This is a genomic window from Nonomuraea sp. MG754425, assembly GCF_021699195.1.
Taxonomy (GTDB): Bacteria; Actinomycetota; Actinomycetes; order Streptosporangiales; family Streptosporangiaceae; genus Nonomuraea.
Map to the genome: position 1 here is coordinate 1 of NZ_SSXE01000184.1, position 25,009 is coordinate 25,009.

Below are 25,009 nucleotides of genomic sequence, written 5' to 3' on the forward strand. Positions count from 1 at the left end.
CCCCAACCCCGGCACCAACCCCGAGCTAGGCACCGAGACCCGGTTCAACGCGACGGCTCCCGTGCCGGCCGGTGGTGATGGGAACTCCGATGCTTCGGCCGGGGCCGACAACCTGGCCGGGTGGGATGTCCTGGCCGGCGGGGGCGTGAAGGCTGGTGGCGTGGCCGGTGCCGATGTTCTGGCCAGAGGTGGGGTGAGTGCCGAGAGCCTGGCCAGGACCGATGTGAGGGTCGATGCTCTGGTCGGGGATGGTGATTCTGCCGGGAGCCAGGCGCAGGGTCTGGCCGATGACGGAGCGCGGACGCGCAGCGAGGAGCAGGCGCGGATTCTCGCTGAGGAACGGGCGCGGCTCCTTGCCGAGGAGCGGGTGCGGGCTGTGGTCGAGGCCGGTGTGCGGCCGCACGCGGTGGTGGTCGCGACCCGGCTGCCCGTGCGGCTGGCCGCCTCGGGAGGGTGGGGCGCCACCACGCTGACGCTGCCCCCAGGCACCTGGCGGGACCTGCTCACCGGCGGCCTGCACACCGGGCGGGTCCCGCTCGCTCATCTGCTCGGTCAGTATCCGGTCTCACTCCTGGAGAGACATGATCTTTGAGGTCTGGGCACCGAAGGCCACCACGGTCGAAGTGGACGTCCTGGGCGGACGCCGGGCGATGTCGCCCGGGGAAGGGGGCTGGTGGTCGGCGGAGGTGGAGGGTGTCGAGCACGGCACCCGGTACGCCTTCGTGGTGGACGATGACGGACCGTACCCCGACCCCCGCACCCGACGGCAGCCGGAGGGGATCTTCGGGCAGAGCGCGGTGTACGAGCACGCCCGCTTCACCTGGTCCGACTACGACTGGAAGGGTCGCGACCTGCGCGGAGCCGTGATCTACGAGCTGCACATCGGGACGTTCACCCCGGAGGGGACGTTCGCGGCGGCCATCGAGAAGCTGCCGCACCTGGTGGAGCTCTGCGTGGACTTCGTGGAGGTCATGCCGGTCGCGCCGGTGCCGGGCGGGCGCAACTGGGGCTACGACGGCGTGGACCTCTACGCCGTGAACGAGACGTACGGAGGACCCGACGGGCTCAAGTCGTTCGTGGACGCCTGCCACCGGGCCGGGATCGGGGTCCTGCTCGACGTGGTCTACAACCATCTCGGGCCGTCCGGGAACTTCCTGCGGCCGTTCGGGCCGTATTTCTCCGGCTTTGACGGCAGCTACTGGGGCGAGGCGGTCAACCTGGACGGGCCGGATTCCGACGAGGTGCGGCGATACTTCATCGGCAACGCGTTGCAGTGGCTGCGTGACTATCACATCGACGGGCTGCGGCTGGACGCCGTGCACGCGCTGCACGACAAACGTGCCCGGCACCTGCTGGCCGAGTTGTCGGAGGAGGTGGACGCGCTGGCCTGCTCGGTCGGCCGTCCGCTGTCGCTGATCGCCGAGTCCGATCTCAACGACCCCCGGATGGTGCGTCCGCTCGACGCCGGCGGGCTGGGCATGACCGCGCAGTGGAACGACGACGTGCACCATGCGCTGCACTGCGCCGTCACCGGCGAGAGCCATGGCTACTACCAGGACTTCGCCCAGCTCTCGGTGCTGGCCAAGGTGCTCACGCAGGGGATCGTGCACGACGGCGGCTACTCCAGCTTCCGGGCGCGCGCGCACGGCCGCTCCTTTGACGGGGTGCCGGGGCACCGGCTGGTGGCCTGCGTGCAGAACCACGACCAGATCGGCAACCGGCCCGCCGGGGACCGGCTCCCGATCCCGGCGCTCAAGCTCGGCGCGGGGTTGTTGCTGACCTCGCCGTTCACACCGATGTTGTTCATGGGGGAGGAATGGGGGGCGCGTAGTCCGTTCCTGTTCTTCTCCGATCATGTCGAGCCCGAACTGCGGGAGAGCGAAGGGGTGCGCAGGGAGCGGGAGTTCGACGGGTTCGGGTACGTGTGGGAGGCGCCGAACCCGTCGGCCGAGGAGTCGTTCGTCCGCTCGAAGCTGGACTGGGGTGAGGTGAAGGACGAGGCGCACTGGTCGCTGCTGTGCTGGTACCGGGACCTCATCGCACTGCGCAAGGCACTGCCCGAGTTGTCCGATCCCCGGCTGGATCGGGTGCGGGTGGAGGTGGACCCGCTCGGGAAGTGGCTGCTGGTGTGGAGAGGAGGGCTGGCGGTGACGGTGAACTTCTCGCAGGAGTCGGTGATGTTGCCGCTGTCGCCTGGCACGGTGCTGCTGGCCTCCGATGATCCGGTGGTGGTGGACGAGGAAGGACTGCGGTTGCCCGCCCAGTCGATGGCGATCACCCGCCCCATCTCCCGCTGAGCCGAGCCGACTGGCCGTGGCCCGGCTCACGCCCGGGGCGTTCCCGGGTTGATGGGGTGACGGCCCGGACCGGCCTCGACCGGGTTCGGGCCGCTCGCGGCCGGGTTCGGCTGGTCGCGGGGCGATGAGGGCCGCTGGGGTGGGCGGGCGCGTTTCAGGCCGCGAGGACTCTGACCAGGGCCGGGGTGTTGGGATCGATCGAGGCCAGGGAGGCGTGGTGGGACGCCTGCGTGGCGCAGAGCCAGTCGTTCAGTGACCCGGTGAAGCCCGAGGGCGGGCCGACCTTGAGGCAGGTGATCTGGCCGGAGCCGGGGGCGGGGCCCACGCGCAGGCGGCGGATGCTGCCCGTGCGGCCCAGCTCTCCCGCGTCGGCGTCGTACGGGGTGAGCCGGACGACGAAGGGCAGGCCGCCGTCCGGCTGGTCGGACGGCTGTATCCGGAGGAAATCGTCGATCTTGCGGCTGGCGGCCTCCGGGTGCGTCGTGAGGTAGGTGAGGTGGTCGGCCACCAGGCGGTTGGCGACCGTGCGCAGGAGGTTGGTGGCGCACAGGTTGTGGGCGCAGGCGGCGCCGTCGAGGGTGATCTCCGGGAGGGCGAAGCGGCGCAGCCCCCGGGAGGTGACGCGCAGGCAGTCGCATGCGCCCATGTCGGACGGGTCCCATGGCGGGCAGGTGGCGGCGTCGTGGACCTGGACGTCCCAGGACAGCCAGTCGTCGTCGAGCCGGAAGTGAGTGGGCTCGCCGGCGCATCTGCCGCAGGTGAGGATGGACGAGCCGGTCAGCGGGTCGAGCAGGAGGCCGTCGCTCTCCCGGGCGAGGGCTCTGGCCGAGGCTCGGGCCACCTGCACGGCGGTCGGCAGCCGGTGCGGGGGTGCGGTGGCGGACACCACCACGTGTTGTTTCGTGCGGCGTAGGCGGCGTCTCTCGTCGTCGGTGAAGGTGGCCGCCGTGGTTTTCCACGGGGTGGTGTGGTGGATCACCGACAGGGTGCCGTTGGCGGCCGAGGTGATGGCGGTTCGCTTGAACGGGCCGCCGACGCGCCATGGGACGAAGGACTCGACATCGAAGGGCACTTGCTCCATCGCGACGATGAATTGGGAGGTCACGGTGCTGGGCAGGGGAATGGTGATCTTCATGGAGGGACCTCCGCGAGGGTGGGGTCTGATCGGGTGAGTGGTCTCTGATCTGGGATGTGGGGCGGGAGGCACTCAGGATCAGGGATGCGGGGCAGCGCGCGGAGGACAGAACGCGATTCTGGGGAAAACGTCGAGAGCCGATGTCGTCCCTGTGGAAAACCGGAGAGGGGGCGCGGGCGCGGCGGTGTTCGGGGGCGTGGCCGTTGTGACCTGGTTTGATAGGAAAAGTCAGTGATCGTCCTGAACCGAATGGTGACGTACGCCCGTCATAGTGACGTGATCCCGTTTGAGATGATCGACGAAGATCTGCGCACGGCACGCCGGAGAGCGCGTCGCTGGCACGTGCTGAACGAGAGCCACACCGCGATCACGGGCCTGCTGCGGGAGGCCCGGAGAGAGCTCGACGCGGCCGGGGCGGGGGAGCGGGACCGCGTGGCCGTGGAGGAGGCCCGGCTGGGGGCGTACACGATCGTGCTGGCGAGGGTGGAACGGGCGCTGGCCGAGGTGGGTCCGGCCCGCGAGCTCTACACGGAGCTGCTGGTACGCGAGGAGCGGCGGCTGACCGGCTCGGCCGATCCTCGGGGCGCGGAGTTACTGGAGATCGGGCGCATGCTGGCCGAACTGGACGTGGAGCTGCCCGCCAGGGAGCGGGCCAGGACGGCCGGGCTCGTGGTGCTGGCGGGTGCGGGCGACCGGGCGGCGGCGGTGGCGGCCTTCGTCAGGGACGTCGGGGCGCTGGGCATGACCGTGTCACCTGCGGCGGCCGACGACGAGGTCGAAGAAGTGGCGGAGCGGCTGGGCGAGCGCTGCCGGGAGATGGTGCGGCTGCGTGAGACGCTGCACGTCCGCCGGGAGGAGCTCCTGCTCGGCGGGTGAGCCGCCGAGCAGGTGGAGGCGCCGTCACCGGCTGAGGATCGCCCGGAGCGCCCGCTCCAACGCCTCCACCGCGTCCAGCTCCGCCCGCGCCGCCCGCCAGGCCACGTACCCGTCCGGCCGGACCAGTACGGCGCCGCCCCCGCTGACGCCGTACTGCTCCGCGAAGCGCCCCTCCACGTCCAGCAGCTCGTCGTCCACCGGCAGCCGTGTCAGGTGCACCCCCAGCCGTTCCTTGACCACCCGTCCCGCGTCCATCCACGTCTGCCCGCCCTGCTTGGCGGCCATGAGCACGAAGCCGGACCCGAACAGGTCGATGGTGGAGATGTGCTGCCCGTCCCAGTCGAGCACCAGGTGCGGCGCGCGGCTGCCGGGCCGGCCGCCGCCCTGGCGCGGGTTCTCCAGGATCGAGCCGTCGTCGCCGGGCTCGTCGAGGATGGCCGTGGAGTGGTAGCGGTGCCCGAACAGGGCGTTGAGCGGGTCCTCCAGCGGCTCCGGGTAGCCGACGCGGGCCGCGGGCGGCATGCGCCGGCCGAGTTCGGCGAGCTGCGCGTCGGCGGTGAGCGCTCCGATCGGGCGGCGCTCGGCGTCGTACGTGTCCATGAACTCCGGCCCGGCCTGCCCCGTCAGCACGAGCCACAGCCGCCAGGCGAGGTCGGCCCCGTCCTGGAGTGCCGCGCTCCCGCCCTGGCCGCCGGTGGGCGGCATGGTGTGCGCGGCGTCGCCGGCGAAGAACACCCGCCCGACCTGGTAGGTGTCGGCGAGCAGGTGCGCGATGCCGAACGTGGTCCGGTCGAGAATCCGGACGTCCAGCTCGGGCCGGCCGGTCGCCAGGCGGACGAGTTCGACGCAGCGCTCATGGGTGAAGTCGGCCGTGCTCTCGCCCTCGGAGTGGTGCACGCCGAGCACGTGCGCCCCGGCTCCCGCGCCGGTCACCAGGGCGCCGGTGAAGGTGTCGTTGCGCAGGTACCAGAGGGTGACCTCGCGCTCGCGCACCAGGTCGGACAGGTCGGCGTCGAACATGATGGAGCACATCCGGCCCAGTTCGCCCTTGCCGGAGGTGGGCACGTCGAGGGCGTGGCGCAGCGGGCTGTGGTGGCCGTCGGCGGCCACGACGTACTCGGCCCGTACGAGGTGGTCGCCGTCCTTGTCGCGGATCAGCGCCGTCACGCCGCCGTCGTCCTGCTCCAGGGAGATCAGCTCGGTGGAGAAGCGCAGGTCGGCGCCCAGCTCCTCGGCCTTGACGCGTAGCACGCGCTCGATGTCGGCCTGCGGCGCCCGGACGGTGGCGGCGGGGGTGAGGCCGGCCAGGGCGAGGTGTTCCCACTCGCCGTCGAGGAGCAGGTGCGGCTCCGGGTCGGTGAGGTCACGGGCGATCGCGATGCGCAGGTCCTCGCCGGCCCCGGCGCCGACCTCGGTGAGCTCCTCCTCCAGCCCCTGCACGGGACGCAGCAGTTCGACCGCGCGCGGCCCGGCCCCGAACGCCTTGGGCTGGACGGAGGTGCTCGGATGCCGTTCGACCAGCATCACGGGCACCTCGCGCCAGGCCAGCAGCGTGGCGGCGCTCAGCCCCGCGTACCCGCCACCGATCACCAGAACCGGCACTCGCTCCATTGATCCGCCCTCCGGATACGCGTACTATCGCGTCTGTGTCGAGCAACACGATATGACGCGTCGGCGGAGCAGGTCAAGATATATCTCGAATTGTCAGCTCAGATGGCGCTCCAATGACTCGATCTTGGACGTCATGCCGTCCGTGACCCCTTCGCGAAGGTCGGCCTTGAGCACCAGGCTCACCCGGGGCGCGACCTCGGCCACGGCGTCCACGGCCCGCTTCACCACGCCCATGACCTCGTCCCAGTCACCCTCGATCGTGGTGAACATGGCGTCGGTGCGGTTCGGCAGCCCGCTGTCGCGCACGACCTTGACGGCGCGGGCGACCGGCTCGGCGACCCCTTCGCCGACGCCCAGCGGGGTGATGGAGAATGCGACGATCATCGAAATCCTCTCGTCAGGAGGCTTCCGATCCTAAGGAGAGCGGGGCGGGCGGCGAAAAGCCACGACGTCCGCAGAACGCCGTGGCCCGCCGCCGTATGTCACACGTGGTCGTGCTCTTCTTCGTCCTCTTCCTCGCCCGGCCCCTCGGAGGGCTCCACGCCGAGCACGGCCTCGCGGGGCTCGATCTGGCTGATGTGGTCGACGAGCTGCAACACGTGGTCGGGCTCGATCAGCCACTGCAGCGCCGAGGCGCCGGAATCGTCGGAGGCGACCAACTCGGCCTGCTCCGTGCGCTCCTCCTCGGTGAGATCGGCGTCGGGGTGCCGGATCTCCGCCAGCGCCGAGGCCTGCAGCGCGTCCATGTCGAGCACCTCGACGGTCAGTTCGACCGTCAGGCGCAGGAACTTCGGTTCATCACTCATGGCGACGATGCTAGGGCAGCTTCCACTCGACAGGTGCCGCGCCTTGCTCGGCGAGCAGCTCATTGGCCCGGCTGAACGGCCGCGATCCGAAGAAGCCGCTGCGCGCCGAGAGCGGGGAGGGGTGCGCGGACTCGACGCGCGGCACCGGGCCGAGCATGGGGGCGAGGTTGCGGGCGTCGCGGCCCCACAGGATCGCCACCATCGGCTTGTCGCGTGCCACGAGAGCGCGGATGGCCTGCTCGGTGACCTGCTCCCAGCCCTTGCCCCGGTGCGAGGCCGGCTTGCCGGGCATCACGGTGAGCACCCTGTTGAGCAGCAGCACACCCTGATCGGCCCACGGCGTCAGGTCGCCGTTGGCGGGCCGGGGCAGCCCGAGGTCCGTCTCCATCTCCTTGTAGATGTTGAGCAGGCTGCCGGGCAGCGGACGCACGTCGGGCGCCACCGAGAACGACAGCCCCACGGGGTGACCGGGCGTCGGGTACGGGTCCTGCCCCACGATCAGCACCTTGACCTCGTCGAAGGGCTGACTGAAGGCGCGTAGCACGTTCGCGCCCGCGGGGAGGTACTGCCTGCCTTCGGCGATTTCCTTGCGCAGGAACTCGCCCATCAGGGAGATCTGCTCAGAAACGGGCTCAAGCGCACGCGCCCAGCCCGCTTCGACGACTTCGTTCAGTGGACGACCGGCCATGGCCGTTGAGCTTAGCCAGCTCTGCCAGGACTCGCGGCCGAAACCGGGGGACAAGCCGTACCAGAATGATCACAACGACGGAGGGCGCCCGCGGGTGGCGGGCGCCCGTCACGTCATGGCGTCACTTGACGGACCCGGCCATCATGCCCTGCACGAAGTACCGCTGGAAGGCGAAGAACAGCACCAGCGGGATGATCAGCGACAGGAAGGCGCCCGAGGAGAGGATGTCGACGTTCGACCCGAACTGCCGCATCTGCGACTGCAGGTACTTGGTCATCGGCTGGTTGCCGGTGTTGGCGAAGACCAGCGCGATGAGCATGTCGTTCCACACCCACAGGAACTGGAAGATGCCCAGCGAGGCGATGGCGGGCTTGCCCAGCGGGAAGACCACCGAGACGAAGATCTTCCACTCCGAGGCCCCGTCCATGCGGGCCGCCTCCAGCAGCGAGGCGGGGATGCCGACGAAGAAGTTCCGCAGCAGGAAGATCGCGAACGGCAGGCCGAACGCCACGTGGAAGAGCACCACGCCGGGGATGCTGCCGAAGATCCCGGTGTTGCCGTAGAGGGCGGCGATGGGGATCAGCGCGATCTGGATGGGCACGATCAGCAGCCCGACGACCACGAGGAAGCCCGCGTCGCGGCCGGGGAAGTCCATCCACGCGAACGCGTATCCCGCCATGGCCGCGATGCCGATCACCAGGACCGTGGTCGGCACCGTGATCATCACGGTGTTCCAGAAGGACGTGGTGAACCCGCTGCCCAGCAGGTTGGCGTAGTTCTGGATGGTCAGCTCGGCCGGCTTGGTGAAGATCGTCCACCAGCCCTCGGCGCCGTTGACCTTGTTCGTGCGCAGCGAGACGACCAGCAGGCCCAGCGTGGGCACCATCCAGAACAGGCCGAGCAGCACCATGATCACCTGAACGGCGCCGCTGCCCAGCCGATCGACGATCCTGCTCAGGATGCCCCTGCGCGGCGTACCCGACTCCAGCCCGGACGCCACCTGGGCAGTCGCGGTCGTCATGACTCTCCCCTCCTGAACCGCCTGATGTTCATGATCATGAAGGGGAGCACCAGAATGAGCAGGAAGATCGACAGCGCGCTGCCCAGCCCCTGGTTGTTCCCGCCGCCGAACGCCACGCGCCACATCTCCAGCGCGACCACGTTCGCCTGCGGTTGCACCGAGGCCGGCGCGATGATGAACACCAGGTCGAACACCTTCAGCGTATTGATGATCATCGTCACGAAGACGACGAGCAGGACCGGCGACAGCAGCGGCACCGTGATCTTGCGGAACACCTGCCACTCCGTGGCGCCGTCGATGCGGGCCGCCTCCAGGGCGTCGCGCGGGATCGCCGCGAGACCGGCCGCGAGCAGCACCATGGCGAATCCGGCCCACACCCAGACGAACGCGCCGATGATCGCGGGCGTGATGAGTGTCGGGCCGAGCCAGGACAGGCCGCCGTAGGACGCCTCGAAGTTCGACTGCGGCAGACGCACGGTGTAGGTGCCGGCGGCCAGTCCGTCGAAGGCGAACGTGCCGTTCTCGGCGGTCGTCGCGGTGGCGGCCACCTGGCCGTCGGGTCCGACCGCCTCGACGGTCATGCCCGGCAGGCCCTTCTCGGTGCCGTCCACCACGTTGCTCTGGCCGCCGCCGCCCTGGGTGAAGTCGAACCAGACGGTCCCCGACACCCCGGCTCCGGCCCCGGCGGCCTGCGCGGGCTGGGCGTTGGCCGGCATGATCTCCGGCTTGACGCCGACGATCGGGATCAGCACCGGCTGCCCGGCCTGGGCGGGCTGCTTGGTGACGACAGCGCCGTCCTGGTCGGCGACGGGCGACTGGTCGCCCTCGCGCGGACGGGCCTCCGGGTAGCCCTGGGAGGAGGCGAAGGTGTCGGAGAACGTGGTGAGCACGGCGTTGGCCAGGCCCTTGTCCGGGTTCTCCTCGTACACCAGGCGGAAGATGACGCCGGCCGCCATGAGCGAGACCGCCATCGGCATGAACACGATCAGCTTGAACGCCGTGGCCCACTTGATGCGCTCGGTGAGCACCGCGAAGACCAGGCCCAGCATGGTGACGATGATCGGGGCGACGACGACCCAGATGAGGTTGTTGCGGATCGTCGTGAGCATGCCCTGATCGGTGAAGATCGTCATGTAGTTGCCCAGCCCCACGAATCCGGAGCCGCTCGCGTCGAACAGGCTGCGGAAGATGGAGTAGACGATCGGGTAGACCACCCAGATGCCCAGCAGCAGCGCCGCCGGAAGGAGGAAGGCGATGGCGACCGCCGGCGAGGGGCCTAGGCGCAGTCGGGTACGGGGGGTTTCAGCCGGTCCGGGGGAGGAGCCGCCCGCGAGCTTCAGCGCGGGCGGGTCCTGCCGGCCGTCCAACCGTTCGGTCACGGCCTGAACCTCTTTACTTCCAGGCCTTCTTGGCCTCGGCTTCGAGCGCCTCCTGGGCGCCCTTGACGTCGCTCGGGTCGCGCAGGAAGTCCTGGAGCACCTTCCACTCGCCCTTGCCGTCGGTGCCGCCGAACGCGCTGGGAGCCAGGTCCGACATGTCGTAGCGGACGGCGTCGCCGGCCGAGACGATCGTCTGGCCGAGCTGCTTGGTCAGCTCGTCGGGGTAGTTGTCGGGCGAGACGTTCTTGTTGGGCGACAGGTAGCCGGGCAGCTTGGCCCAGACCTCGCCACCCTCCTTGGAGGCCAGGAACTGCACCAGCGCCATCGCGCCGGGGGAGTCCTTCATGGCCACGGCGACGTCGCCGCCCAGCACGACCGGGGTGGTGTCACCGGCCTTGGGGAACGGGAAGTACTTGGCCTCCTCGCCGACCTTGGCGCCCGCCTGGTCCGCCTCGACGGCCACGAAGTCGGCCTCGATGACCATGGCGGCCTTGTCGGTGCCGTAGACCTTGGTCACGCAGGTGGGGAAGTCGGTCTGCATGGTGCCGGAGGTGCCGTCGACCAGGAACTCGGCCTTGGAGGCGATCTGCTGGATCTTCTCCAGTGCGGTGGCCACGGACGGGTCGGTCCACGGGATCTCGTGCTTGGAGAGCTTGTCGTAGTTCTCCGGGCCGGCGGTGGACAGGTAGACGTTCTCGAAGAGGTCGGTCAGCGTCCAGCCGGAGGCGCCGCAGAAGGAGAACGGCGGCGTGCCGGAGTCGGCGATCGTCTGGGCGGCCTTGACCAGCTCGTCCCAGTTGGTGGGCGCCTGCACGCCGGCGTCGTCGAACGCCTGCGACCGGTACCAGACCAGCGACTTGTGCGCGGCCTTGACCAGCACGCCGTACACCTTGCCGTCGACGGAGCCGAGGTCCTTCCAGTACGGCGTGTAGTTGGTGTCCACCTCCTGGACGACCTCGGGGGTCAGCGGCTTGAGCGCGTTCTGCTCGACGTACTGCGCGACCAGGCCCGGCTGCGGCAGGATCGCGACGTCCGGCGGGTTCTGGCCCTGGATGCGCGGGCCGAGGTAGGCGCCGGTGTCCTCACCGGTGGAGGCGTAGGTGACCTCGGCTCCGGTCTTCTCGGAGAAGGCCTTCAGCACCTGCTCGAAGTTCTTCTGCTCCGCGCCGGTCCACTTGGCGGCGACTTCGAGCTTCACGCCCTGGAGCGGCTTGGCGGCGCTGGACGCCGCGGCCGAGCCCGATGCCGAGGGCTCGGTGGTCGTCGGCGCGTTACCGCAGGCGGCGACGGCTACCGCGAGCCCGGCCAGGATCGCTGCTGCACTGCCTTTTCGCATGGCTGCCTCACTGGGTTCTGGTGATCTCTTGCAGTTCGGATTTCATCGAGGCCGCGACGTCGTCGGCGGTCTCGGGGGAGGGGTTGCCCAGCGCCTTCGCGACCGAGCTGGCGATGACCAGGCTGAGCTGGTTGTAGTTGGCGCTCACGGGCCGCGGCTGGGCGGCGAGGATGCTCTCCTTGAGCACGGGCAGGTAGGGGAAGCGCTTGATGAGCTCGGGATCGTCGTAGAGCTCGGTCCACACGGGCGGGAAGGAGCCCTCTGTGAGGACCCGGCGCTCGTTCTCCAGGCTCGTGAAGTAGCGGATGAACTCCTGTGCGGTGTGCTGGTTCTTGGAGTAGGCGCTGATGGCCAGGTTGGCTCCGCCCAGCGTGCTGGATCCGGGGCCGTTCAGGCCGGGCAGCCGGGTCACGCCCAGCTTGCCGCCCAGTTCGGCCTTGGCCGGTCCGTACGCGTGCGGCCAGTTGCGTGCGAAGGCCAGCCGGCCCTCCTGGAAGGCCAGGCGCGTTTCTTCCTCCTTGAAACTCAGCGACTCCATCGGGATCCATCCCTCGCGGAGCCCCTGGAACAGGAACTCCAGCGCGACCCCGCCCGTGGCGGGATCGAGGGTCACCTCGGCGCCGTCGCGGCTGACGATCTGCCCGCCGGCCGACTGCACGGCCTCGGCGAAGTTGACCGTGAGCCCTTCGTAGGCCAGGAACTGCCCGGCGTACCCTCCGATATTTCGCTTTTTCGTTATCTGGCGTGATTGGTCACGAAGCTCGGCCCAGGTTCGGGGCGGCTTCCTGACCAGGTCCTTCCGGTAATACAGCAGCCCGGCGTTGCTCGTGTACGGAACCGCCCAGAGCTTGTTCTTGTAGACAGCCGTCTCCACGACGGGCGGCAGGAACCTGTCGAGCGGGAACAACCCGCGCTCCAGGGGGATGATCCAGCCGTTCTCCGCGAATTCGGCAGTCCACACCACGTCGAGCCCCAGTACGTCGTACCGGTTGCTCTGGGCCTGGAGGTTGGCCGCGATCTGAGCGCGTTGCTCGTCGGCGGCCTCGGGCAGTTCCAGCAGCGTCACCCTTTCGGCCGGGTGGGCCTGGTTCCAGCGGTCCAGCAGGGGTTGCAGGTACGCGGTGGTGTCGCGTCCGGTGGCGAAGGTGATCGGGCCTGTCCCGCCCGTTCCCTTGTCGCCCCCGCCCTCATCGCCCGTCGCCGCGCATCCGGCCGCCAGGGTCACGGCCATCAGCACCGGAAGCAGGCGAAGCACTCTGTTTCCTCCGTGTTCAGAGTCTTTTACATACGTGTTAGGTAGATGCATTCATGTTATGCACACCTGTAATCTGTAGGTCAACGGAATGCCTCGTAACGCATACGTAACAGAGCAGGGGAGGTGGAGCGGTGCGGCCACACCTGCTGGCGCTCCTGGCGAAAGAGCCAGCCCACGGCTACGAGCTCAAACAGGCGCTGGAGCAGACCTTCGGGAGCGCCTATCCCTCCCCGAACATCGGGCAGATCTACGTCACCCTGGGCAGGCTGGAGAAAGACGGCCTGATCAGGGCGGTGGACGTCGAGCAGTCGAACCGGCCCAACAAGAAGGTCTATTATCTGACCGCCAAGGGCCGCGACGTGCTCGAAGCCTGGGTCGACGAGCCTACCGAGGGTCCGCGCGTGCGCGACGAGTTCTTCATGAAGCTCGTGCTCGCGCCGCTCACGGGCATTGCCGACCGGATGGCGCTGATCAGCCGGCAGCGTCGGCACTACCTGTCGCTCATGGGCGACCTCAACGACCTGATGTCGCGTACGGCCCCGACCGATCGGGTGGCGATGCTGCTGATAGAGGGAGCCATGCTGCATCTGCAGGCGGACCTTGACTGGCTTGAGCGATGCCAGGAGGATCTGGCATGAGCACGGTTGTGAAAACGGTCAATCTGGTCAAAATCTACCAGGATGGCGCGGTCCCCGTGCCCGCCGTGCGCGGCGTAGATCTGCACGTCGAGCCGGGGGAGTTCGTCGCGATCATGGGCCCGTCCGGCTCGGGGAAGTCGACGCTCGTCCACATGCTGGGCGGCCTCGACACCCGCACCAGCGGCGAGATCTGGCTCGACGGCAAGCGCGTGGACACCCTCTCCGAGAGCGCGTGGGCGCTGCTGCGGCGCAACCGGATCGGCTTCGTCTTCCAGTTCTTCAACCTGGTCGCCAACATGACGGTGGGCGACAACGTCGAACTGCCCGCGCTGCTGGCCGGAGCCTCTCCCAAGGTGGCCCGCGAGCGCCGCGAGAGCCTGCTGGCCGCGCTCAACCTCACCGACCGGGCCGGCGCCGCCCCCGCCCAGCTCTCCGGCGGCGAGCAGCAGCGCGTCGCCCTGGCCAGGGCACTGGCCAACGAGCCCAGCCTGCTGCTGGCCGACGAGCCCACCGGCAACCTCGACAGCCGCAACACGCGCGACGTCCTGCGCCTGCTGAGCGAGGTGCACAAGGAGGGCCAGACCATCGTCATGGTCACCCACGACGCCCGCGTGGCGAGCCTGGCCGACCGGCTGGTCTCGCTCTTCGACGGGGAGATCGTGGACGACGGCCGCATCGCCCGCCGCCGCACCCGGACCGCCGGAGAGGTGATCGACCTAAGATGAGCCCGCAACGAGCCGACGGCCCTGACGAGCCGAGCACGGGCCCGGCGCGGGCAGCGGTGAGCGCCTCATGAGCACCGCCATGGCGGGAAGCCGGTGGATCAAGGCCGACCTGCGGGCCCGCACCGGGCAGGCGGCGCTGACCGTGCTGGTCGTGGCCGGCATCGTGGCCGCGCTGATCACCGCCGCCACCCTGCTCGAAGACAGCACCAACCCGTGGCGCAGCCTGTCGGCCCAGACCGACGGCGCCCACGTCTGGCTGTACACCAAGGACAGCCCCCAGGTCGCCCTGGGCGGCATCGAGGGCGTCACCCAGACCGCGGGCCCCTACCGCTCCGCGCCCGTGACCGTGGCGCAGGAGGGCAAGAAGGAGCCGGCCACGCTGCGGGCCATGCCCGCCACAGCGCCCGCCGTCGCCCACCCCGTGGTGGCCGAGGGGCGGTGGCTGGACCCGTCCCAGCACGACGGAGTGGTCGTCGAGCGCTCGTTCGCCGACGCGCTGGGGCTCAGGGTCGGCGCGGCGTTCTCGATCATCGCGCTCAGCGGCCAGCGCCACACCCTCTACGTACGCGGCATCGCCGACTCCGCCGACCAGGGCTTCTACCCCGAATGGACGCCGGGGCTGGCCTACGTGCTGCCCGTCATGCTCGACCGCATCGAGCCCATGCTGGGCCGCAGCGAGTGGGTGACCGGGCTGCGCCTGGCCGACCCCGAGGCTTCACAGGTCGTCTCGCAGCGCGTGGTCGTGCTGCTGGAGGACCGGCTCCAGCGCGTCTACACCTGGCGTGAGGTCAGGGCCGCGATGGAGCTGGACAACCGGCTCCTGGGCACGCTGCTCGCGCTGTTCGGCGTGGTCGGGCTGGTGGCCGCCGCGCTCGCGCTGGCCAACGCCGCCGGCGGCCGGGTGCTCGGCCAGCTCCGCGACCTGGCCACGCTCAAGTCCATGGGCTTCACCAGGGGGCAGATCGCGCTCGTGCTCCTGGTCGAGCACGGCGCGCTCGGGCTGCTCGGCGTCGCGATCGGCGCCCTGGCCGGCTGGGGGGTGATGGCGGCGATGCTCGGCGCCGGCTCCGTGGCGCCCTTCCCCGTGCTGGCCATCATCGCGGGCACGGCGCTGGTCGTGCTGGCCGCCGTCGGCGTGCCGGCCTGGCGGGGCGGGCGCACGCCGCCGATCCTTCGGGCTGGCCGTGCCGATGATGATGATCACCATCGGGCTCGGCGTGTGGGCCACCCTGGACAACTTCCTGGCCCATCCCGAGCAGGTGGGCCAGCACGCCGCCCTGTACGTCCGGCCGGGCAAGGTGGAGCCGGCGGTCGCCGAGCGGCTCGCCCGCCAGGACAAGGACGTCGCCGCCGTCTACTCCGGCACCGACGTGAACGCGCTGGCCCCCGGCCAGGCCCGGTCGGTCCGGGTGCGGGCCATCGGCAGTTCGGCGAGCCCGTACCCGTTCCCCGTCGTCGAGGGGCGCATGTTCGCCCGTCAGGGCGAGGCGGTCGCCGGGCAGGGGCTGCTCGGCCTACTTGGAGTCAAGATCGGCGACCGGGTGCGGCTCACCGTGGGCGGCACCCCGCTGATCGTCCGGATCGTCGGCCGCACCGTCGAGCCCGAGCAGGACGGTGAGGTGCTCTCGGTGGGCATCGACAGCCTGGCGGCCAAGGACGCCGTGCCGCCCGAGTACTACGCGCTGGCCCTGAAGGCGGGCGCCGACCCGCTGGACGTGCGGGGCCGGCTGCTGGCCGCCTCCGAGGAGGGCCTCGACGTGCAGGCCGCGGTCAACCCGGCGGACCGGTTGTCGATCATCAGGGTGGTGATCGTGGCGTTGATCGCGGTGCTGACCCTCATCGGCCTGGCCAACCTGCTCACCGCCAGCGCGCTCGGCCTTCGTGACCACGCCTTCGACCTGGCCGTGCTGAAGGCCATGGGGCTGACCCCGCGCCAGGTCATGGCCACGCTCGTGACCGGCACGGGGCTGCTGGTGGTGCTGGGCGTCGGGGTGGGCGCGGCGGTGGGGATCTCCGTCGTCACCTGGCTGATCGACCTCCAGGGCCACACCAGCGGCGTCGGGGCGGGCATCGGCCGCGCCCCGTCGGCCGTGACGCTGACGGTGGCGGTGCTGGTCGCCGTGGGCACGGCCCTCGCGGTCGCGCTCATCCCCGCCCGCCGCGCGGCCCGTGCCCAGGTGCCGGTCACCTCTCGGTGACGCCGGCCTCCGCCTTCTTCAGCGCGAACCAGTAGAAGCCGTGCCCGGGAAGGGTCAGCAGGTAGGGCAGCTCCCCGATGGGCGGGAACGGCACCCCGCCCCTGGCCTCGACCGGCGTCATGCCCTCGAAGCGCCGCAGGTCCAGCTCCACCGGCTGCGGGAACTTCGACAGGTTGTTCACGCACAACATCACGTCGTCGCGGTCCTCGCGCACGTACGTGAGCACGCAGGGGTTCGACGACCACATTTCGGTGTAGGCCCCCACGCCGAACACCGGGTGCCGGCGGCGGATCTCCAGCATCTTGCGGGTGAAGTGCAGCAGCGACCCCTCGTGCCGCTGCTGGGCCTCCACGTTGACCGCCTGGAAGCCGTAGATCGGGTCCATGACCGCGGGCAGGTAGAGCCGGCCGGGGTCGGCCGAGGAGAACCCGGCGTTGCGGTCGGGGCTCCACTGCATCGGCGTGCGGACCGAGTCGCGGTCCTCCAGCCAGATGTTGTCGCCCATGCCGATCTCGTCGCCGTAGTAGATGACGGGCGAGCCGGGCAGTGACAGCAGCAGCGCGGTGAACAGTTCGATCCGGTCCCGGTCGTTGTCGAGCAGCGGGGCCAGGCGGCGGCGGATGCCTAGGTAGGCCCGCATGCGCGGGTCTTTGGCGTACTCGTTGTGCATGTAGTCGCGCTCTTCCTCGGTGACCGTCTCGAGCGTGAGCTCGTCGTGGTTACGCAGGAAGATGCCCCACTGCGCGGTGTCGGGCAGCTTGGGCGTGCGCGACATGATCTCGGAGATCGGCTCGCGGGTCTCCTTCTTGACCGCCATGTAGATGCGCGGCATGAGCGGGAAGTGGAAGGCCATGTGGCATTCGTCGCCGCCCGTGGTGGGGTCGCCGAAGTACTCGACGACGTCCTCCGGCCAGCCGTTGGCCTCGGCCAGCAGCACGCGGTCGGGGTAGAGGCGGTCGACCTCCGAGCGGATCTTCTTCAGGTACGCGTGCGTCTCCGGGAGCCCGGAGCAGGCGGTGCCCTCGCGCTCGAACAGGTACGGGACCGCGTCCAGCCGGAAGCCGTCGATGCCGAGGTCCAGCCAGAAGCGCAGGACCTCCAGCATGGCCTCCTGCACCGCCGGATTGTCGTAGTTCAGGTCCGGCTGGTGGTGGAAGAAGCGGTGCCAGTAGTACTGCTTGCGCACGGGGTCGTAGGTCCAGTTGGACTCCTCGGCGCCGATGAAGATGACCGGCGCGTCAGGGTACCCGCCGGGATCGTCGGACCACACGTAGAAGTCGCCGTACGGCCCCTCGGGGTCGTGCCGGGACGCCTGGAACCACGGGTGGCGGTCGCTGGTGTGGTTCATCACGAGGTCGGTGATGATCCGCAGGCCGCGCTCGTGCGCCTTCTCGATCAGTTGGACGAAGTCCCCCAAATCCCCAAAATCAGGGAGGATCTTCATATAGTCCGAAATGTCGTATCCGCCGTCGCGCAACGGCGACTCGTACAAGGGCAGCAGCCACAGGCAGTCCACGCCGAGCCACTCGAGATAGCCCAGCTTCTCGACGAGACCGCGCAGGTCGCCGGTGCCGTCGCCGTTGGAGTCCTTGAACCCCCGGACAAGAACCTCGTAGAACACCGCCCGCTTGTACCAGGCAGGGTCCTCCGAGACGAAGTCCTCGGAGATCGGCTCCGGCGATGGGGATGCGTTGATCATGATGTCGCTCACAGGAAGAGATGTGGGCAGGACGAAGTCACCGGTTGCCCCGGCGTTGTTCTCTGGTGACCGCGCCGCGGTGGGGGCGTCATCCCTGCGTACCCCACTGCCCTCGAACGGGACCGGATTTGTGATCTGGTGCCCGTTTGTGCGGCGCTTACGGGCCGAACACTACCAGCCCGTTGGCTTTCCGGAACCCGCTTCTGCTGTGCGAGGTGTAATACCCGTGAGATCTGTATGTAATCGCCCTGTTACCGAGAGTTCACTAAAAAGGTGTGGCCAGGTCGGAGAGGTCGTTTTCGTAGTCGCTCATCCACAGGCCGAACAGCACAAGACCGCGCACCCAGAATCGATCGTTCCAGCCATTGAACCTGGTCAGAGCGTCGGGGCCGCCCGCGACCACCTCGTGCAGCTCGTCCGACAACAGGCTGGGAACTCGGCCGGCCAAAACCTCCAGCATGCGGTGTGAGTAATGTCGCGCCGGAGCGGCCGTGGACCGCAGCGGGACCCGCTGGAGCGGTTGCTTGACAACGTTCGTCGAAGGCAGGGCGGCCACCCTCGGGTTGGCGGCGTGCAGCACCTCGCGGTAGAACCGGCCCTTGTCCTTGCGGGCCACCCCGACCGACAGCGCAGCGTCGAAGAAGTCCGGATGGATGAACGGCGCCGCGAACGACGACTCCGGCCCCACCAGGTTCACCGCCGAGCGCGCGATGCCCCGCACGGTCCTGGTGTGCAGCACCGACAGCGGCAGCTCGGCCCGGTGCCCGTGCAACATCGAGGTGGCGGCCTCGAACTGCTCGCGTACGGTCTCCTCCACCCACTGCGCCGCCGCCTTCGACAGGAACGGCTGCGTCGGCCGGCCGAGCGAGAGCGAGCCCAGCACGGCCGCCGATCGCTCGGCCTGCGAGGTGGCCTCGAGCGCGGCCCCACTGACCATGAAGTTCTTCAGCAGCGGCCCGCCGGCCAGCCCGTCGACCAGGATCCGGCCCGCGCCGTGCACCTCCTTGGCGAAGGGCAGGTACCAGGCGTGGTGCGGCGTCAGGTACTCCAGCCGGCGCGCCACCTCCATCGCGTCGGCCGGGTAGGCGGCGGCGTCCTGGGTGATCACCCGGTGCGGGATGCCCAGCTCCCTGGTGATCGACCGGGCGAAGGCGATGTCGGTGTCGGTGCCGTCGTCGGGGCTGGTCGTCCACGACTCCACGTCGAACCCGCGGGCCATCGCGACGCCGGCCAGCAGCCGCGAGTCGTAGCCGCCGCTCACCGGCACCAGCAGTTTGCGCCCGTCGTAGTCGCCGTAGACCTCGTGCAGCAGCTCGACGATCTCCCCGGGGCTGATCCACTTCTCGTACGGCTCCGTGCGCAGCCAGCGCGGCAGCCGCCGCTCGGTCGCCAGCCGGTCGTGCTCGAACGTCAGCGCGCTCGCCCCCGGCAGCCGTTTGACCTCGGCGTACGGAGTCGCCTCGCCCAGCGGGAACGTCACCTGCAGGATCGAGGCCCACGCCGACCAGTCGATCGCGACCGGCACCAGGCTGAGCAGCGGCTGGATCAGGGACGAGAAGTAGACCGCCTCGCCCAGCCGCACGTAGTAGACGTCCACCAGGCCCAGCGCGCCCGTGTGCAGCGTCACCTTCCGCCCGTCGCCGATCAGCCCGGGAGTCTCGTACGTCTCCGCGACCGTGATCCACTCGTCCTCGGCGGACTGCGGCCGGCGCTCGCCCCAGGCGAACGCGTACGCGTCGCCCGCGCGGTGGTACGGCGGCAGCGGCGAGGAGCTGAACAGCGCCGCCTCGGCCGACTGCAGCGCGGGCCTGACCTTGGGCCCCGCCGCCATCAGCTTGCCGAGCACGGCGGTGTCGATCCGGCCGAGAGCGCCGCAGACGTAGGGCCGCACGTTGAACTGCACCGGATCTCAATCCCTTCGAGACGCTTCTCGCAAAAGAGTATCCTTTGCCGGGCTACGAGAGCGGAGGTCCGGTTCGCGAGCGTAGTGAGTCAACGATTGGACGCAGCGTCTTGTCGCCGGGCCGACGAAGGAGGACTGGTGACCACTGAGCTGGAAAGCACGCGACGGGCGTTGCGCGACGCGGTCGCGCAGGCCGAGCGCGCGGCCGAGCTGGTCAGGCTGCTGGACGACGCGCAGGCCAGGCTGGCCGCCGCCGAGGAGAGCGCCGCGGAGGCAAGGACGCTGGCCGAGCAGCTCAGCGAGACCGAGGAACGCCTGGAGACCGAGCGGGCCACCGCGGAAAAGCTGCGCCGTGAGCTGGCCGAGCAGCGCTTCCAGGCCGAGGTGGCGCAGTGGAAGCTGTCGTCCATCAAGGTCGCCCGCTGGAGCCGGCTCGGCGACGCCATCAAGAGCGGCAAGAGCAACCCGGTGCGCCTGGCCAGAGGGCTGAAGGGCGCCGCCAAGCCGGTCAAGCGGCCCATCGCGCCCAAGCGCGCGCCGGTGGGCGGCGGCGCCAAGGCCAAGGACGAGCGTCCCGGAGCCGCGTTCCAGGCCACCACCACGACCCGGACCCTCGGCGGGGCCTCCTTCAAGCTCAAGCCGTTCCGGGTGCCGACCGGACCCAACACGCGCCCGCACCTGACCGCCGCGGTCGTCGCCGACCCGCACGCCGAGGCGCTGCTGCGCTACGAGTGGCGGCAGACCACCGGCTTCACGCCCCGCGACTTCGCCAGGGTGCTCCCGCTGGAGGTGCCCCACCTGCTGGTCGTCGAGTCCGTCACGGGGGGCCCGTGGGCCGAGGAGATCACCGGCGAGCCGGGCGAGGGCCTCAAGGCGCTACTGGCCTGGTGCGCCGAGCGCGGCATCCGCACGGTGTTCTGGCACACGCGGGGCGACGTGGCGGCGTACGCGGCGGCGGCCGAGCTGTTCGAGCACCGCTTCACCACCGACCTGACCGTGGCCTGGCCCCGGCTGCAGTTCGGCGTGCAGCCCCGGGTGCACAACCCGCTGCCGCTGGCCGGAGGCCGCATCGACCGGGTGCTCACGCTCGACCAGCTCCTGCCCGGCCAGCTCAGCTACCCCGACGTCCTGACCTCCTACCGCTGGCCGGCCGCCGCCGACTGCCCGCCGGGCACCCCGCAGTGGCGGCTGGCCGAGATCGCCGCCTGCGGCACGTCCATCGGCACCGAGGCCGACTCGCGGCGGGCGCACGTGGCGCTGCGCCGGGCGTACTCGATGGGGACGATGAGCGAGCGCATCGACGAGCTGCTCGACGCCATCGGCCTGCCCAGCGCCCGTCCCACCCTCAACACCTCCGTCATGCTGCCCATCTTCGACCCGTACCTGATGGAGCACGCGCTGGCGCAGGTCGCCAGGCAGTCGGGGGTTGACCAGCTCATCGTCATCGGCCCGCCGGAGGCCGAGCTGCGGGCCCGCGACGTGCTGCCGGACGTCGAGGTCGTCTACCGTCGTCCGCAGCCGTCGATGAGCGAGGGCGCGATGCTCAACGCCGGCATCGACCTGTGCGAGGCCGACCTCGTGGCGGTCATGGACCCCCGCGACGTCTACGGCGTCCACTACCTGTCGGACCTGCGGCGCGCCTTCCTGTTCAGCACGGCCGACATCGTCGGCAAGGCCGCCTTCTACGCCCACCTGCGCAAGCCGCAGGCCACCCTGCTCAAGCAGCCCGAGGCCGAGTACACCCACCTGCCGGAGATCACCGGCGGCACCCTGCTGGCCCGCCGCACCGCGCTGCGCGAGCTGGGCTTCGCCGACCTCACCGAGGGCTGGGACGAGGTCCTCATGCGGCAGTGCCGCAGCGACGGCGTCAAGGTCTTCTCGGCGGACCGGTTCGGCTACGTGCGGGTGCGCGACGAGGACCGCTGGCTGCTGGGTGCCGCGCAACTGGTCGAGTACGGGTCGGCGGAGCCGCACGCGCTCATCTAGGGTCGTGCCCATGACGTCCGGGGAGCTGGCCGAGGTGCTCGGGGAGCCCCCCGTGCCCGAGGGGACATGGGAGCGCGAGCCCGTGTTCGTGTCGGCGGCGGCCCTGCGCCGGCGGATTCCGGCCGAGGAGCTGGCCGGGCGGGTGCGGGCGCTGCGCGGGGTGGCCTCCGTGCAGGTGCGGGGGCCGGGGCTGCTGCGGATCGCCGTGATCGAGCCGCCCGTGGACGTCGAGTCCGTGCGGGTGCCGTTCGAGCCGGTGTGGCCGGACTTCCCGCGTACGTGGGACAACCCCGGCTTCGTGGTGCGTTACGGCCACGCGCGGGCCTGCGCCGTGTCGAGGTGGGCCCGCGATCTCGGGGTCCCGCGCGAGGGGTTCCGGCCCGGACTGCTGGACGACCCGTGCCACCGGTGGGTGCTCAGGGTGCTGGCCGAGTTGCCCGGACGGCTGCGCAGCAGGGAGCCGGGGTGGGAGGCGTACCTGCTGCGGCTGGCGCTGGCCTACCACGACGCTCACGAGCGGGCTCCGGCCGTGCCCGTCGGCGACGAGGAGCCTGGCGCGGTGCACACGGCGCGGGTGCGGGTCGCCGAGGTGGTGCGCGAGGTGCTGCCGGGACCCGAGAGATTGTGACGCCTTACAAAATATCCGGCCAAACGGCGAAATAACGTAAAAATATCCCTTCTTAACCTTGATCGCGTCTCGATACGTGGGCAGAGGGTCATGGCGTACTTGCGCTTCCGATAGCCTCGATCGGGTGAGTCGATTCGCCCATCCCGCCGGGGACCGGCACGCCGAGATGCTGCCCCAGGAGCGCCCTCCGCTGGCGCCCGCCGACCTCAACCGGATCAACCCCGCGATCTGGCCCCGAACGTCGAGCCGGACCGATGGCGCGCTCACGGTCGGCGGTATCGACGTCCGCGATCTGGCCCGCGAGCACGGCACCCCGCTCTACGTCCTCGACGAGGACGACGTGCGCTCGCGCATGCGCGACTACGCCACCGCGTTCGCCGGCTCCGACGTGCACTACGCCGGCAAGGCGTTCCTGTGCAGGGAGTTCGTCCGCTGGCTCGCTGCCGAGGGCCTCGGGCTCGACGTCGCCAGCCAGGGCGAGCTGGCGGTCGCGCTGAGCGTCGGCTTCCCCGCCGAGCGCATCACCATGCACGGCAACAACAAGTCCACGGCCGAGCTGACCAAGGCGCTGCAGGCCGGGGTCGGGCATCTCGTCGTCGACTCCTACGACGAGATCGCCAGGCTCGGCTACCTCGCCGAGCAGCACGGCAAGCGGCCCAAGGTCATGATCAGGGTGACCACCGGGGTCGAGGCGCACACGCACGAGTTCATCGCGACCGCGCACGACGACCAGAAGTTCGGCCTGTCGCTGGGCACCGGCGCGGCGGCGGAGGCGGTCCGCCGGATCCTCGCCCTGCCGCAGCTCGAACTCGTCGGGCTGCACTCCCACATCGGCTCCCAGATCGTCGACACGGCCGGGTTCGAGGTGGCCGCGCGCCGCCTGGCCACGCTGCTCGTGCAGATCAAGGACGAGCACGGCGTCGTGCTGCCCGAACTCGACCTCGGCGGCGGCTACGGCATCGCCTACGTCGAGGGCGACGAGGCCCCCGACATCAAGGAACTCGCCGACGGCCTGCGCGAGATCGTCACCAAGGTGTGCCTCGACGCGGGCCTGCCCGTGCCGCGGCTGACCGTCGAGCCCGGCCGCACCGTCGTCGGCCCCGGCGGCATCACCCTCTACGAGGTCGGCACGATCAAGGACGTCGAGGGCCTGCGCACGTACGTGAGCATCGACGGCGGCATGAGCGACAACGTGCGCACCGCCCTGTACGGCGCCGAGTACACCGCCGTCCTGGCCAGCCGGGCCAGCCAGGCCGAGCCCATGCTCAGCCGCCTGGTCGGCAAGCACTGCGAGAGCGGCGACATCATCGTGCGCGACTGCTACCTGCCCGCCGACCTCGCCCCGGGCGACCTGATCGCCGTGGCCTCGACCGGCGCCTACTGCCGCTCGCTGGCCAGCAACTACAACTACCTGCCCAAGCCCGCCGTGGTCGCCGTCGCCGGCGGCGTCTCGCGCGTGATCGTGCAGGGTGAGACCGAGGACGATCTGTTGAGGGGGCAGCTGTGAAACCGCTGAAAGTGGCTCTGCTGGGCTGCGGCGTCGTCGGCTCGCAGGTCATCAGGCTCATGCACGAGCAGGCCGACGACCTGGCCGCCCGCGTGGGCGCACCGCTCGAACTGGCCGGCGTCGCCGTCCGCCGGCTGGGGCGCAAGCGCGACATCGACGTCGATCCCGCGCTGCTCACCACCGACGCCGAGGCGCTGGTCACCCGCGACGACGTCGACATCGTGATCGAGGTCATCGGCGGCATCGAGCCGGCCCGATCCCTCATCGTGGCCGCCCTGTCCAGGGGCAAGTCGGTGGTCACCGCCAACAAGGCGCTGCTGGCCGAGGACGGCCCCACCCTCCACGAGGCCGCCAGGTCCGGCAACGGCGACCTCTACTTCGAGGCCAGCGTGGCCGGCGCCATCCCGCTGCTGCGGCCCCTGCGCGAGTCGCTGGCCGGCGACCACGTCAAGCGGGTGCTCGGCATCGTCAACGGCACCACCAACTACATCCTCGACAAGATGGACTCCACGGGCGCGTCCTTCACCGACGCCCTGGAGGAGGCCCAGACGCTCGGCTACGCCGAGGCCGACCCGACGGCCGACATCGAGGGCTTCGACGCCGCCGCCAAGGCCGCCATCCTGGCCGGGCTCGCCTTCCACAGCCGCGTACGCGCCGACGAGGTGCACCGCGAGGGCATCACCGAGATCACCGCCACCGACGTCGCCTCCGCCAAGGCCATGGGCTACGTCATCAAGCTGCTGGCCATCTGCGCCCGCTCCGACGACGGCCGCTCGTTCGGCGTGCGGGTGCACCCGGCGATGATCCCGCGCTCCCACCCGCTGGCCGGGGTGGGCGAGGCCTACAACGCGGTCTTCGTGGAGGCGGAGTCGGCGGGGCAGCTCATGTTCTACGGCAAGGGCGCCGGCGGCGCGCCGACCGCCTCCGCCGTGCTCGGCGACCTGGTGGCCGTGGGCCGCAACCGCCTGGGCGACACCCGCGGCCCCGAGGAGTCGACGTACGCCGACCTCGCCGTGCACCCCATGGGCGAGACCGTCACGCGCTGCCACGTGGCCCTCGACGTCGCCGACAAGCCCGGCGTGCTGGCGCGGGTGGCGGAGTTGTTCTCCAAGCACGACGTGTCGATCCAGACCGTCCGCCAGGAGGGCCACGGCGACGACGCCCAACTCGTCATCGTCACCCACCGGGCCACCGACGCGGCATTGTCGGCGACCATGGAGGGGCTGCGCGAACTGGACGTCGTACGCGCGGTGGCGAGCGTGATGCGCGTCGAGGGCGACGAGAAGGCCGATTGACTTCGGAATTAATTCCGAAGTACCGT

General features: G+C 70.2%; 21 protein-coding genes and 1 pseudogene. 11 read left to right on the forward strand and 11 right to left on the reverse strand.

What is annotated here, in order from left to right:
* Positions 1 to 592, forward strand: a pseudogene (locus tag FAF44_RS42145) (hypothetical protein); the annotation flags it as partial.
* On the forward strand, positions 582 to 2,297 hold the full coding sequence (gene treZ / locus FAF44_RS42150; RefSeq protein ID WP_237109007.1) for a malto-oligosyltrehalose trehalohydrolase: 1,716 nt from the start codon (positions 582 to 584) through the stop codon (positions 2,295 to 2,297). The pseudogene FAF44_RS42145 and the gene treZ, both read left to right, overlap by 11 nt.
* 154 nt (positions 2,298 to 2,451) lie before the next feature.
* Here treZ and FAF44_RS42155 read toward each other — a convergent pair whose 3' ends face one another.
* Positions 2,452 to 3,432, reverse strand: a complete 981-nt coding sequence (locus tag FAF44_RS42155) for a hypothetical protein (RefSeq protein ID WP_237109008.1) — start codon at positions 3,430 to 3,432, stop codon at positions 2,452 to 2,454.
* A gap of 291 nt (positions 3,433 to 3,723) precedes the next feature.
* Between FAF44_RS42155 and FAF44_RS42160 the strand changes: the two genes are divergently transcribed.
* Positions 3,724 to 4,308 carry a hypothetical protein gene (locus FAF44_RS42160; protein ID WP_237109009.1) on the forward strand — a complete coding sequence of 195 codons (585 nt, stop codon included), beginning with the start codon at positions 3,724 to 3,726 and terminating at the stop codon, positions 4,306 to 4,308.
* Positions 4,309 to 4,332: 24 nt separating this feature from the next.
* Here the strand turns inward: FAF44_RS42160 and FAF44_RS42165 are convergent, their stop codons facing one another.
* The 8 genes from FAF44_RS42165 to FAF44_RS42200 form a co-directional block, all read right to left on the reverse strand.
* Positions 4,333 to 5,910, reverse strand: coding sequence for an FAD-dependent monooxygenase (locus FAF44_RS42165; RefSeq protein WP_237109010.1), 1,578 nt, complete (start codon positions 5,908 to 5,910; stop codon positions 4,333 to 4,335).
* Positions 5,911 to 6,012: 102 nt separating this feature from the next.
* On the reverse strand, positions 6,013 to 6,303 hold the full coding sequence (locus tag FAF44_RS42170) for an MTH1187 family thiamine-binding protein (protein WP_237109011.1): 291 nt from the start codon (positions 6,301 to 6,303) through the stop codon (positions 6,013 to 6,015).
* A 98-nt stretch (positions 6,304 to 6,401) separates the two neighbouring features.
* Positions 6,402 to 6,725, reverse strand: coding sequence for a hypothetical protein (locus FAF44_RS42175; RefSeq protein ID WP_237109012.1), 324 nt, complete (start codon positions 6,723 to 6,725; stop codon positions 6,402 to 6,404).
* Between the two features lie 10 nt (positions 6,726 to 6,735).
* Positions 6,736 to 7,413 carry a uracil-DNA glycosylase gene (locus tag FAF44_RS42180; RefSeq protein ID WP_237109013.1) on the reverse strand — a complete coding sequence of 226 codons (678 nt, stop codon included), beginning with the start codon at positions 7,411 to 7,413 and terminating at the stop codon, positions 6,736 to 6,738.
* Between the two features lie 121 nt (positions 7,414 to 7,534).
* Positions 7,535 to 8,434: a carbohydrate ABC transporter permease gene (locus FAF44_RS42185; RefSeq protein ID WP_237109014.1), complete on the reverse strand. Its 900-nt coding sequence runs from the start codon at positions 8,432 to 8,434 to the stop codon at positions 7,535 to 7,537.
* Positions 8,431 to 9,813, reverse strand: coding sequence for an ABC transporter permease subunit (locus FAF44_RS42190; RefSeq protein WP_237109015.1), 1,383 nt, complete (start codon positions 9,811 to 9,813; stop codon positions 8,431 to 8,433). The genes FAF44_RS42185 and FAF44_RS42190 overlap by 4 nt, the downstream gene beginning before the upstream one ends.
* A 13-nt stretch (positions 9,814 to 9,826) precedes the next feature.
* Positions 9,827 to 11,149 (reverse strand): ABC transporter substrate-binding protein, encoded by a 1,323-nt coding sequence (locus FAF44_RS42195; protein ID WP_237109016.1) that lies wholly within the window; start codon positions 11,147 to 11,149, stop codon positions 9,827 to 9,829.
* Between the two features lie 7 nt (positions 11,150 to 11,156).
* Positions 11,157 to 12,404, reverse strand: coding sequence for an ABC transporter substrate-binding protein (locus FAF44_RS42200; protein ID WP_237109017.1), 1,248 nt, complete (start codon positions 12,402 to 12,404; stop codon positions 11,157 to 11,159).
* Between the two features lie 131 nt (positions 12,405 to 12,535).
* On the opposite strand from FAF44_RS42200, the gene FAF44_RS42205 reads away from it, so the two are divergent.
* The 4 genes from FAF44_RS42205 (at position 12,536) to FAF44_RS56105 (ending at position 15,965) form a co-directional block, all read left to right on the forward strand.
* A complete protein-coding gene (locus FAF44_RS42205; protein ID WP_237109018.1) occupies positions 12,536 to 13,042 on the forward strand; it encodes a PadR family transcriptional regulator in 507 nt (168 codons plus the stop codon).
* Positions 13,039 to 13,767 carry an ABC transporter ATP-binding protein gene (locus FAF44_RS42210; protein ID WP_237109019.1) on the forward strand — a complete coding sequence of 243 codons (729 nt, stop codon included), beginning with the start codon at positions 13,039 to 13,041 and terminating at the stop codon, positions 13,765 to 13,767. The genes FAF44_RS42205 and FAF44_RS42210 overlap by 4 nt, the downstream gene beginning before the upstream one ends.
* Before the next feature lie 67 nt (positions 13,768 to 13,834).
* Positions 13,835 to 15,385 (forward strand): ABC transporter permease, encoded by a 1,551-nt coding sequence (locus FAF44_RS42215; RefSeq protein ID WP_237109020.1) that lies wholly within the window; start codon positions 13,835 to 13,837, stop codon positions 15,383 to 15,385.
* The gene (locus FAF44_RS56105) at positions 15,309 to 15,965 is read left to right on the forward strand and encodes an FtsX-like permease family protein (RefSeq protein ID WP_237109021.1); all 657 of its coding nucleotides are present in this window, start codon (positions 15,309 to 15,311) and stop codon (positions 15,963 to 15,965) included. The genes FAF44_RS42215 and FAF44_RS56105 overlap by 77 nt, the downstream gene beginning before the upstream one ends.
* Here FAF44_RS56105 and treS read toward each other — a convergent pair.
* Positions 15,952 to 17,664 carry a maltose alpha-D-glucosyltransferase gene (treS, locus tag FAF44_RS42225; protein WP_237109022.1) on the reverse strand — a complete coding sequence of 571 codons (1,713 nt, stop codon included), beginning with the start codon at positions 17,662 to 17,664 and terminating at the stop codon, positions 15,952 to 15,954. The genes FAF44_RS56105 and treS overlap by 14 nt on opposite strands.
* Before the next feature lie 265 nt (positions 17,665 to 17,929).
* The gene (locus tag FAF44_RS42230) at positions 17,930 to 19,567 is read right to left on the reverse strand and encodes an asparagine synthetase B family protein (protein ID WP_237109023.1); all 1,638 of its coding nucleotides are present in this window, start codon (positions 19,565 to 19,567) and stop codon (positions 17,930 to 17,932) included.
* 138 nt (positions 19,568 to 19,705) lie between these two features.
* Here FAF44_RS42230 and FAF44_RS42235 point away from each other — a divergent pair, with 138 nt between their 5' ends.
* The 4 genes from FAF44_RS42235 to FAF44_RS42250 all read left to right on the forward strand — a co-directional run bounded on the left by FAF44_RS42235 (position 19,706) and on the right by FAF44_RS42250 (position 24,983).
* The gene (locus FAF44_RS42235; protein ID WP_237109024.1) at positions 19,706 to 21,553 is read left to right on the forward strand and encodes a hypothetical protein; all 1,848 of its coding nucleotides are present in this window, start codon (positions 19,706 to 19,708) and stop codon (positions 21,551 to 21,553) included.
* A gap of 10 nt (positions 21,554 to 21,563) precedes the next feature.
* A complete protein-coding gene (locus tag FAF44_RS42240; protein ID WP_237109025.1) occupies positions 21,564 to 22,181 on the forward strand; it encodes an anticodon-binding protein in 618 nt (205 codons plus the stop codon).
* Between the two features lie 124 nt (positions 22,182 to 22,305).
* Positions 22,306 to 23,688 carry a diaminopimelate decarboxylase gene (lysA, locus tag FAF44_RS42245; RefSeq protein WP_237109026.1) on the forward strand — a complete coding sequence of 461 codons (1,383 nt, stop codon included), beginning with the start codon at positions 22,306 to 22,308 and terminating at the stop codon, positions 23,686 to 23,688.
* The gene (locus tag FAF44_RS42250) at positions 23,685 to 24,983 is read left to right on the forward strand and encodes a homoserine dehydrogenase (RefSeq protein ID WP_308193477.1); all 1,299 of its coding nucleotides are present in this window, start codon (positions 23,685 to 23,687) and stop codon (positions 24,981 to 24,983) included. Before lysA ends, FAF44_RS42250 begins: the two co-directional genes overlap by 4 nt.
* Positions 24,984 to 25,009 lie beyond the last annotated feature (26 nt).